General features: G+C 66.7%; 13 protein-coding genes and 1 riboswitch. Of the genes, 10 read left to right on the top strand and 3 right to left on the bottom strand.

Annotation, left to right across the window (positions count from 1 at the left end; all coding sequences use genetic code 11):
• On the top strand, nucleotides 1-823 hold an 823-nt coding region (locus tag AC1DYI_RS18545), incomplete at its 5' end, for an ABC transporter permease (protein ID WP_477205606.1).
• Entirely contained in the window at nucleotides 820-1,989 is a 1,170-nt protein-coding gene (locus AC1DYI_RS18540) for an ABC transporter permease (RefSeq protein WP_477205605.1), read from the top strand. The genes AC1DYI_RS18545 and AC1DYI_RS18540, both read left to right, overlap by 4 nt.
• 45 nt (nucleotides 1,990-2,034) lie before the next feature.
• On the opposite strand, the gene AC1DYI_RS18535 is transcribed toward AC1DYI_RS18540, so the two are convergent.
• Both AC1DYI_RS18535 and AC1DYI_RS18530 read right to left on the bottom strand, forming a co-directional pair.
• Entirely contained in the window at nucleotides 2,035-2,559 is a 525-nt protein-coding gene (locus AC1DYI_RS18535; protein WP_477205604.1) for a 6,7-dimethyl-8-ribityllumazine synthase, read from the bottom strand.
• A gap of 95 nt (nucleotides 2,560-2,654) precedes the next feature.
• Nucleotides 2,655-2,811: riboswitch (FMN riboswitch) on the bottom strand.
• Between the two features lie 42 nt (nucleotides 2,812-2,853).
• Nucleotides 2,854-3,762, bottom strand: a complete 909-nt coding sequence (locus AC1DYI_RS18530; RefSeq protein ID WP_477205603.1) for a LysR family transcriptional regulator — start codon at nucleotides 3,760-3,762, stop codon at nucleotides 2,854-2,856.
• A 117-nt stretch (nucleotides 3,763-3,879) separates the two neighbouring features.
• On the opposite strand from AC1DYI_RS18530, the gene AC1DYI_RS18525 reads away from it, so the two are divergent.
• From AC1DYI_RS18525 to AC1DYI_RS18495, 7 genes are all read left to right on the top strand, one after another.
• A complete protein-coding gene (locus tag AC1DYI_RS18525) occupies nucleotides 3,880-4,788 on the top strand; it encodes an alpha/beta fold hydrolase (protein WP_477205602.1) in 909 nt (302 codons plus the stop codon).
• A gap of 5 nt (nucleotides 4,789-4,793) precedes the next feature.
• A complete protein-coding gene (leuC, locus tag AC1DYI_RS18520) occupies nucleotides 4,794-6,200 on the top strand; it encodes a 3-isopropylmalate dehydratase large subunit (protein WP_477205601.1) in 1,407 nt (468 codons plus the stop codon).
• Nucleotides 6,197-6,844, top strand: a complete 648-nt coding sequence (leuD, locus tag AC1DYI_RS18515) for a 3-isopropylmalate dehydratase small subunit (RefSeq protein WP_477205600.1) — start codon at nucleotides 6,197-6,199, stop codon at nucleotides 6,842-6,844. Before leuC ends, leuD begins: the two co-directional genes overlap by 4 nt.
• 90 nt (nucleotides 6,845-6,934) lie before the next feature.
• Nucleotides 6,935-7,363 (top strand): hypothetical protein, encoded by a 429-nt coding sequence (locus AC1DYI_RS18510; RefSeq protein ID WP_477205599.1) that lies wholly within the window; start codon nucleotides 6,935-6,937, stop codon nucleotides 7,361-7,363.
• On the top strand, nucleotides 7,360-7,575 hold the full coding sequence (locus tag AC1DYI_RS18505) for a helix-turn-helix transcriptional regulator (protein ID WP_477205598.1): 216 nt from the start codon (nucleotides 7,360-7,362) through the stop codon (nucleotides 7,573-7,575). Before AC1DYI_RS18510 ends, AC1DYI_RS18505 begins: the two co-directional genes overlap by 4 nt.
• Nucleotides 7,576-7,614: 39 nt before the next feature.
• The gene (locus AC1DYI_RS18500; RefSeq protein ID WP_477205597.1) at nucleotides 7,615-8,514 is read left to right on the top strand and encodes a metallophosphoesterase; all 900 of its coding nucleotides are present in this window, start codon (nucleotides 7,615-7,617) and stop codon (nucleotides 8,512-8,514) included.
• On the top strand, nucleotides 8,511-8,933 hold the full coding sequence (locus tag AC1DYI_RS18495) for a universal stress protein (protein WP_477205596.1): 423 nt from the start codon (nucleotides 8,511-8,513) through the stop codon (nucleotides 8,931-8,933). The genes AC1DYI_RS18500 and AC1DYI_RS18495 overlap by 4 nt, the downstream gene beginning before the upstream one ends.
• A gap of 52 nt (nucleotides 8,934-8,985) precedes the next feature.
• On the opposite strand, the gene AC1DYI_RS18490 is transcribed toward AC1DYI_RS18495, so the two are convergent.
• Nucleotides 8,986-9,204, bottom strand: coding sequence for a hypothetical protein (locus AC1DYI_RS18490; RefSeq protein WP_477205595.1), 219 nt, complete (start codon nucleotides 9,202-9,204; stop codon nucleotides 8,986-8,988).
• A 297-nt stretch (nucleotides 9,205-9,501) separates the two neighbouring features.
• Here AC1DYI_RS18490 and AC1DYI_RS18485 point away from each other — a divergent pair.
• On the top strand, nucleotides 9,502-10,152 hold a 651-nt coding region (locus AC1DYI_RS18485; RefSeq protein WP_477205594.1), incomplete at its 3' end, for an FAD-dependent oxidoreductase.

Below are 10,152 nucleotides of genomic sequence, written 5' to 3'. Positions count from 1 at the left end.
GCTGTACCCCGAGTACCGGCTGAGCGAGGACGAGAAGCAGGCCTTCTTGCGCGACCGCCAGGGCGCGATCGTCGGTCGCAAGCTGGCCAACACCTACGGCTGGAAGATCGGCGATCAGATCCCCATCCGCGGCACGATCTACTCGGGCACCTGGAACTTCACGCTGCGCGGCATCTGGGACGGCGCCGAGGCCAAGACCGACGAGTCGCAGATGCTGTTCCACTGGCAGTACATCAACGAGACGCTGCGCAAGAAATACGGCCCGCGGGCTGACTTCGTCGGCGTCTATGTGCTGGGCATCGACGAGCCGCACAACGCCGCGTTGATCTCGCAGCGGGTCGATGCACAGTTCAAGAACTCGGCCGCGGAGACGCTGACCGAAACCGAAGCCGCGTTCCAGCTGAGCTTCGTCTCGATGAGCGAGACCATCCTCGCGGCGATCGAAGCGGTCAGCTACATCATCATCGTGATCATCATGGTGGTGATGGCCAACACGATGACGATGACGGCGCGCGAGCGCATGGCCGAATACGCGACGCTGAAGGCACTGGGCTTCTCGCCCGGCTTCGTCGTGCGGCTGCTGTTCGGCGAGAGCCTGCTGATCGCGTTGATTGGCGGTGCGATCGGATTGGCCGCGACCTTCCCGGCGGTGGCCGGCATTGCCGGCGCGTTGGGCTCTTTCCTGCCGGTGTTCCAGGTGCAGGCGTCGACCGTGGCAATGCAGTGCGGCGCGGCCGCCATCGTCGGCATCGTCGCTGCCGCGTGGCCGGCCTGGCGCATGAGCCGGATCGACATCGTGCAAGGCCTGAGACACATCGGATGAACGTCGTCCCGTTCAGTTACATCGCGCGCAACCTGTGGGTGCGGCGCGTGACCACGTTGCTGACGGCCGCCGGCATGGGGCTGGTGGTCTACACCTTCGCCACCGTGCTGATGATGAGCGAAGGCATCCGTGCGACGCTGGTGGCCACCGGCCAGGCCGACAACGTGCTGGTGCTGCGCAAGGGCGCGGGGGCCGAAATCAACAGCGGCGTCGACCGCATCCAAGCCGGCATCCTCGAATCATTGCCGGGCGTCGCCACCGGCCGCGTGGGCGAGTTGCTGGTGTCGAAGGAAACGGTGGTGCTCAACTCGCTGCCCAAGGCCGGCACCGGCAAGCCGAGCAACGTGACGATGCGCGGCATGGGCCTGGCCGGCCCCGCGCTGCGGCCGCAGGTGAAGCTGGCCGCTGGGCGCTGGTTTCGTGCCGGCACCGCCGAGATCGTGGTCGGCCATGCGGTGGCGGCGGGCTTCGAGGGCACGCATATTGGCGACACCCTGCGCTTCGGCGGCCGTGACTGGTTGATCGTGGGCACTTTCGACGCGGCCAAGACCGCGTTCGACTCCGAGATCTGGGGCGATGCCGATCTGATGATGCAGTCGTTCAGGCGCAGCGCGTTTTCGACCGTGGTTTTCCGCCTGGCCAGCGCCGACGGCTATGCCAACGCCAAGGCCGCGATCGATGGTGACCAGCGCTTGCAGGTCGATGCCAAGCCCGAGATTCAGTTCTACGAAGAGCAGAGCGAGGGGCTCGCCAAGTTCATCCGCATCCTCGGCACGGTGTTGTCGGTGATCTTCTCGATCGGCGCGATCGTCGGCGCGATGATCACGATGTTCGCCGCGGTGGCGCAACGCACCGGCGAGATCGGCACCTTGCGCGCGCTGGGCTTTCGGCGCGGCGCGGTGCTGCTGGCGTTCTTGTCCGAAAGCCTGTTGCTCAGCCTGGTGGGCGGCGTGCTGGGGCTGCTGGGCGCCAGCGTGATGCAAGCGGTCGATATCTCGACCACCAACTTCCAGACCTTTGCCGAGCTGGCCTTCCAGTTCAAGCTGACGCCGGGCATCGTGTTGCAGACGCTGGTCTTCTCGCTCGTCATGGGCCTGATCGGTGGGTTCTTGCCGGCTTGGCGTGCTGCGCGGCTGAAGATCGTCGACTGTCTGAGGGCGGCATGAAGAAGGGCGGCATGCAGCCGCCCTTCACTCAGATCCGCGCGCTGATCAAGCCAGCGCGTCGACGCGTTCGAGTGTGTCGAGGTCGCGGTGCAGCGCCAGGATCTTCAGCGCGGCCTGCGCCGCCTCGGTGCCTTTGACGACGAAGTGCTCGCTGAAGTAGCGCCGGTGCTCGTCATGGTCATGGAAGTTGTGCGGCGTCAGCACCGCCGACAGCACCGGCACGCCGGTGTCCAGCTGCACGCGCATCAGGCCGTCGATCACCGTGCCGGAGACGAAGTCGTGCCGGTAGATGCCGCCGTTGACGACGAAACCAAAGGCCGCGATTGCTTCGTAGCGGCCGGTCTGCGCGAGCCGCCGAGCGAGCAGCGGGATCTCGAACACGCCGGGCACGTCGAAGGTCTCGACCTGACCGGGTGGCCAGCCCTCGCGGGCCAGTTCGGCGAAGAACGCATCGCGCGCCCGGTCGACGATGTCGCGGTGCCAGGAGGCACAGATGGCGGCAATGCGGCGCGGCGGCCGCGTGGGCTGCGACAGCGCTTGAAGCTTGGAGGAAGCAAGGGACTGATTCATGGTGTGTCCTTGGATAGACGGTGGCCAGAATCAGGGCGCAGGAACGCACGGCGGGCACCGTCGTCCTGCGTCGAAACGCAGGCGGTGCCTACCGCAGCGGTTCTCTTTCATCCGGACTGTGACCGTCGGCCCCGGGATCACACCGAGTCTGCTGACCCCACTCAGCGGGAGCTGGGTGGGCGCTCGCGGGCTCATGCGGGTTGCCCCGCCATCACCGCCGGTGGGGACTTTCACCCCGCCCTGAGAACGCTGGCGATGCCGAGGCACCGCCGAGGCGAAGTGTAGAACGCGCCGTCAAGGCCAGGTCGGCAGCGGGTGCTTGTCGAACCAGTCGGCCAGGAAGTCGACGACAGCCCGCGTACGCGCCGACAGGTTCTGCTTGGTCGGGTAGACCACGCTCACATCAGCATCGGGCAGTTGCCAGTCGGCGAGCACCTGTCGCAGGCGGCCGGAGCGCAGGTAGAGCGCGGCGTCCCAAACCGAGCGCAGCAGGATGCCGTGGCCGTCGAGCGCCCATTGCAGCGCGGTGTCGCCGTCGTTGGTGGCCAGGCGGCCGCGCACCTTAACGGTCTCTTGCTTGCTGCCTGAGCGCAGGTGCCAGGTACCGAAGGTCTCGTCGCTCTCGCGCAGCACGATGCACTGGTGGCTGGCCAGTTCGTTGGGTCGCGCGGGTTCACCGGCCGCGCGCAAGTAGCGCGGCGTGGCGCAGAGCAGCCGGCGGTTCGGCGCCAGGCGGCGCGCGGTCAGGCGTGCATCGGGCAGGCTGCCGAGTTCCACCGCGACGTCGATGCCCTGCTCCACCAGGTTCACCGGTCGGTCGCTCAACTGCAGTTGCACCTCGACCTCGGAATGCTGGCGCGCAAAAGCCGACAGCGCCGGCGCCAGGTGGCGGCGGCCGAAGCCCAGCGTGCCGTGCACCCGCAGCAAGCCGCGCGGTGTGGCGCGGCTGCCGGCCACCGTCTGCTCCAGCACCTGCAGTTCGCCGAGCAGCCGCGAACCCTCGGTGAGATAAGCCTCGCCCTCGGCGCTGAGGCTCACGCGCCGCGTCGTGCGGTGCAGCAGCCGTACGCCCAGCCGCCGCTCCAGCGCCGCCAGCCGCTTGCTGACGGTTGGCGGCGTCACGCCCAGTTGCTGCGCCGCGGCGCTCAGGTTGCCCAGGCGGGCCAGCAGCACGAAGAAGCTCAGGTCGGAAACAGCGTCCATTGAGCCGATTGTCGATCGATTGTGTCGCCATTGGAATGAATGATGTGCGCCACGCGACGCCCTTTCCGAGGCCTTCAGGCCTACGATGGCCTCACTCAAAGTCACAGAAGGCATGCCATGAACGCCGTCGACGCCACGTTCTTCCCCGACTTTGCATCACGCCGCGTGGCCACCGACGAGGGCGTGGAGATCAACGCGCTGGTGGGCGGCAGCGGCCCGCCGCTGCTGGTGCTGCACGGCCACCCGCAGACGCATGCGATCTGGCACCGCGTGGCGGGTCAACTCGCCGAGCGCTTCACGGTCGTGCTGGCTGACTTGCGCGGTTATGGCGATTCATCCAAGCCCGCCGGCGCGGCCGATCACGACAACTACAGCAAGCGAACGATGGCGCGCGACATGCTGCGCGTGATGCAGTCGCTAGGCCACGAGCGTTTCGCGGTGCTGGCGCACGACCGCGGCGCGCGCGTGGCCCACCGGATGGCTGCAGACCATGGCGGCGCCGTGAAGCGTCTGGTGGTGCTGGACATCGCGCCGACGCTGGCGATGTATTCGCAAACCACCGAGGCCTTTGCCCGTGCCTACTGGCACTGGTTCTTCCTGATCCAGCGCGCGCCGATGCCCGAGCGCCTGCTCGAAGCCGACCCCGGCGCGTATGTGCGCGAGCTGATGGGCGCGCGTCACGCTGGGCTGGGCCCGTTCGACCCGCGCGCGCTCGACGAGTACACCCGTTGCCTGCAGCAGCCTGGCGCCGCCCATGCACTGTGCGAGGACTACCGCGCCGCCGCGTCGATCGACCTCGAACACGACCGCGCTGACCGTGAGAAGGGGCTGAAGCTCGCGATGCCGCTGATGGTGCTGTGGGGCGCCAAGGGCATCGTGCAGCGCTGCTTCGACCCGCTGGCAGAGTGGCGCAAGGTCGCGGCCGACGTGCGCGGCCAGGCGGTCGACTGCGGCCACTACATCCCCGAAGAAGCGCCTGAGCAGTTGCTCTCGATCGCCCTGCCCTTTCTCACCGGACAAGACTGAGCGCGATGGCCAAGACGCTGTACCGCAAGCTGGTCGATTCGCACACGGTGGCAGTGCTGGACGAGCAGAACGTGCTGCTGTTCTGCGACCTGCACCTGATGAACGAATACACCAGCCCGCAGGCCTTTGCCGGGCTGCACGAGCGCGGCCGCGGCGTGGCGGTGCCTGGGCAGAACGTGGCGGTGGTCAGCCACATCATCCCGACCCACCCGGTCGGGCACCGCATCATCCAGGACCCGGCCTCGGCCCTGCAGGCAAGGAACCTGAAGCGCAACTGCGAGCGTCACCAGATTCCGCTGTTCGACACCAACGACCGGCTGCAAGGCATCGAGCATGTGGTCGCACCGGAACTGGGCATGATCCGTCCCGGCATGGTGGTGATCTGCGGCGACAGCCACACGACCACCTACGGCGCCCTCGGCGCGCTGGGCTTCGGCATAGGCACCAGCGAAGTCGAGCATGTGCTGGCGACGCAGACGCTGGTCTATCGCCTCGCTGGCGACATGCGCATCACGGTGGATGGCAAGTTGCCAACGGGCACGACGGCGAAGGACCTAGTCCTCGCGATCATCGCGCGCATCGGCGCGCAAGGGGCACGTGGCTATGTGGTCGAGTTCGCCGGCAGCGCGATCAACGCACTCAGCGTCGAGGCGCGATTCACACTGTGCAACATGGCAGTCGAGGCTGGTGCGCGTGGCGCACTGATCGCGCCGGATGCGGTGGCAATCGACTATGTGCTGAGCCATGCACCAGACTTGGCCGCAGGCGATTGGCATGACATGGCAATCGCCTACTGGGCCACGCTGCACAGTGACGATGGCGCCGTGTTCGACACCGAGCACCGCTTCGATGCCAGTGAGGTGGCGCCCTACGTCACCTGGGGGACCAGCCCGGACCAGGCCATCCCGATCACTGGCTGCATCCCCTCACCCACCGCGTCCGCCGATGCGGCCGCACGCCAGAGCACGGAGCAAGCCTTGCGCTACACGCACTTGACCGCCGGCGCACCGTTGGCCGGCACCCCGGTGCAGCACGTGTTCATCGGCTCGTGCACCAACGGCCGCATCGAGGACCTGCGCGCCGTGGCCGCCGTCGTCGGCAACCGCCGTGTCGCACCCGGCGTACGCGCGATGGTCGTGCCGGGCTCGGGCGCGGTGAAGGCGCAGGCCGAGGCCGAAGGCATCGCCGCGTTGTTGCAAGCCGCGGGCTTCGAGTGGCGCCAGCCCGGTTGCTCGATGTGCCTGGCGATGAACGACGACGTGCTGGCCGATGGCGTGCGCTGCGCCAGCACCACCAACCGCAACTTCGAAGGCCGACAAGGCCGCGGTGCCATCACCCACCTGATGAGCCCGGCGATGGCCGCGGCGGCGGCGGTGACCGGCAACATCACCGACGTCAGGACGCTCGCATGAAGCAAGGCGTGATCGAAGGCCGCGCCGCCGCGCTGCCCACCGCGAACCTGGACACCGACCAGATCATGCCGAAGCAGTTCTTGCGCGGCATCGACAAGGCCGGCCTGGCGGGCGGCCTGCTGTACGACCTCCGCTTCGATGCGCAAGGCCGGCCACACGAAGGCTTCGTGCTGAACCAGCCGGCGTTCACCGGCGTCGACATCCTGATCGCCGGGCCGAACTRCGGCTGCGGCTCCAGCCGCGAGCACGCGGTGTGGGGCATGCAGCAGTTCGGCTTCCAGGCCGTGATCGCATCCAGCTTCGGAGAAATCTTCTATTCGAATGCCATCAACAACCTGCTGCTGCCGACGATGGTGAGCGAAGCGAACGCCCTGGCCCTGCTCGACGAAGCCGCAACGCACGAGGGGCCGCTGCCACTGCGCATCGATCTCGAAGCCCTGACGGTGACGAGCCCGAAGCTTCGCGCGCCGTTCAGCCTCTCACCACGTCACCAACGCATGCTGATTGACGGGCTGGACATGGTCGGCGCCTCGTTGCAACACCAGGCGGAAATCGACGCTTTCACACAAGCGCATTGGGCCGCGCAGCCTTGGCTGAAGGACGTGGCCACACGCATGTACGCCTGCGCCACAGAGCCCTCGTGAAGTCAATCAAAGCGGACTCAATGTAAAACAAACTTGACATAAAGTCCGCTGATTAATACATTGGCATCCATCGTCAACCGAGGGACCGCCATGAGCTTCCGCGAGAAGAGCGCCTGGATCTGCCTGCTGAGCACCCTGCTGGTGTTCACGCCCTACTTCGTTCACGTCTGGGGGCTGTTCCAGCAGGGGCGGCCGGTCATCGTGGCCGAAATCTGGCTCAGCTTTGCGTTGGCCGTCGTCGTGCAGACGGTTCTCACCGCCGCCACGCACATTGCGTTGGCCTGGCAGGCCGCGCGCGAACCCGAGGACGAGCGCGACACCGTGATCGATTCGATGGCGTACCGCCGCGCCTACATCGTGCTGAGCATCAGCATCGCGCTGCTGCTGTGCCTGTCGGTCTGGGGGCCGGAGATGAGCGTGATCGCGATCGGCCAGTGGCTGCTGTTCGCGTTCGTGGTTGCCGAGGTCACCAAGTACGCCGGCCAGGTGCTGGGCTACCGGCACGGGGTGGCAAGGTGAGTGCACCGCGGGTGGTCAACTCCATCCGCCGCCTGCGCTTCGACGCCGGTGAAATGACGCAGGCCCACTTGGCCGAACAGACCGGCGTCACGCGCCAGACCATCATCGCGATCGAGTCCGGCAAGTACGCGCCCTCGCTGGAGCTGGCGTTCAAGATCGCCGCCGCCTTCGGCAAGCCGCTCGAAGAAGTGTTCCGCTACGAAACGACGTGACGCCAGCGCCGGCTGCGCAGGTTTGCGATCATCGCCCCCATGCGATTGCAACTTGCCTCCGACCTGCACCTCGAGCGCTACCACGACTTCATGCTGCCGCCGGCTCCCGGCGCCGACACGCTGGTGCTGGCCGGCGACATCGGTTCGTACCAAGCGAACTCCCGGCTGACCGGCACCGACTTCGGGCTCGAGCGTTTCGCTCCCGGCCAGCCCGGCGCGCCGTGGCAGCGCGTGCTCTACCTGCCCGGCAACCACGAGTACGACGGCCTCGATTTCGAAGAAGCCCACGCGCGCCTACGCGCCACCTGCGAACGCTTGGGCATCACCTGGCTCGAGCGCGAGACGCTGGTGATCGACGGCATCCGCTTCATCGGCACCACCTTGTGGAGCGACTTCGACGCGCTGGCGATCGGCAAGAACACCGTGACCCAGCAGCTGCAGGCGCGAGAGAAGGCCTACCGTGCGGCCAACTTCTACCTGCAGCGCTTCACCGCCACGCGGTACGGCGAGCCGATGCTGGCCGAAGAGTGGCGCCAGGTCGCACTCGAATGCCAGCAATGGCTGCGCGAGGCGCTGGCGCAACCGTTCGACGGCACCACCGTCGTCGTCACCCACTATGCGCCGAGCCTGAGCAGCGCCGACCCGCGCTACGGCCTCACGCCCGGCACGGCGGGCTTTTGCAACGCGCTGGACGAGCTGTTCGACCTGGCCGACGTCTGGCTGCACGGCCACCTGCATTGCCCCAGCCACTACCGCGCTGGCCACCACCAACGCTGTGAGGTGTTCGCCAACCCGCGCGGCTACTACAGCAAGGGCGAGCAGGAGACCTTTCGTCCGCAGTTCACGATCGACGTGCCCCGCCACCATGTCGACAAGCCACAGGCCGCACCGGCAGGCCCATGCGAAACTGATTTGAACTCCCGAGGAGATGAACGATGAAGATCCTGGTTGCCGTGGACGGCAGTCCCTACACCAAGCGCATGCTGGCTTATCTGGCTGCGCACGATGACTGGCTGGGCGAGCACCACGACTACACGGTGCTGCATTCGGTGATGGCCGTGCCGCCGCGCGCTGCCGCGGCGTTGGACAAGTCGGTGCTGGCCGCCTACTACGAGGCGGAAGCCGAGAAGGTCTTGAAGCCGATCCGCCAGTTCTTCACCAAGCAGAAGCTCTCGGCCACCTTCGTGGCGAAGATCGGCCACGCGGCCGAGAACATCGCAGCCGTGGCATCCAAGGGCAAGTTCGACCTGCTGGTGATGGGCTCACACGGCCACAGCTCGCTGGGCAACTTGGTGATGGGCTCGGTGACGACGAAGGTGATGGCGCACTGCACGACGCCTGTGTTGCTGGTGCGCTGAGCGCGCACGAGATTCATCAACGGCCGCTGCGTCGGTGCAGCGGCAAGCTTTTTCAGCTGGCGCTGAAGCGGCGCAGCCAGCTCGTCTGCGCGATGCTCACCCGACCCGCCTGGGCAAGCTTCGTCGCGGCGACCACGTCGGCGGGTGGCTCGTCGAGACAGAAGTCCAGACCCATCGCAGTGCCCATGTCGGCCGGGTCCAGTTCCGGCGCGGGCGTCGCGCCCAGGCCCATCAGACGGCGCAACAGGCTGGGGTGAGCGGCGTTCGACATGGTGGGTCTCCGGTGCGGGTGTGTGTCTTCAGTTTCGTCCTGTTGCGGTTTTTCGTTACCTCTATTTCAAGGGGTAAAGCCATGCAGTTGCGGCATTTGCACGCGACTGTGGCTCACCGGTCTCGCCTCGGGGAACTCGCCGGTCTGCCCACCTGCCGCCGCCACGAAGCGTCCAAGTTAGGCCCGCCTTCGCCAATATCAGCAAACCTAATGAAGTGTGAATTTCATGAGTTTTGCTTCATTTATTGGAGCTGCCTGCCGAGAATGGGCTGAGTTCAATTTCGCAGCAGCTCTGGCATGAAGGTCATCGTTCTCGGCGCCGGCATCATCGGCATCTCCACCGCTTGGTATCTGGCTGAAGAGGGCCACGATGTGACGGTGGTCGACCGCCAACCCGACGCGTCGCTGGAAACCAGCTTCGCCAACGGCGCGCAGATCTCGGTCAGCTTCTGCGAGCCCTGGGCCAATGCCGGTGCACCGCTGAAGGTGCTGAAGTGGTTGCTGCGCGACGACTCGCCGCTGCTGTTCCGGCCCCGGCTTGACCCCTACCAGTGGCGCTGGGGCATCAAGTTCCTGCTGCAGTGCTCTGATGCTGCGTTTGCCCGCAACGTCGAGCAGCTGGTCGCCCTGGGCGCCTACAGCCACGAGTCGCTCAAGGGCCTGGTCGACAAGACCGGCATCGAATACGACCGCCTCGAGCGCGGCATCCTGCATTTCTTCTCGTCGGCCAAGGACTTCGAAGCCGGCGCCGCCGGTGCCGAGCTGATGCGCCAGCACGGCGTCGATCGCCGGGTGCTGAACCGCGACGAGGTGCTGAAGGTCGAGCCGTCGCTGGCCGCCTTCGGTCCGAACATCCACGGCGGCACCTACACGCCCAGCGACGAGTCGGGCGATGCCCGCGTCTTCACGCAGAAGCTGGCCGAGAAGTGCCGCGAGCGTGGCGTGAAG

Source organism: Ideonella sp. P3_A4 (genome assembly GCF_056403075.1).
The sequence above is the reverse complement of the archived record's forward strand: the minus strand, read 5'-3'. Positions and strand labels throughout refer to the sequence as shown.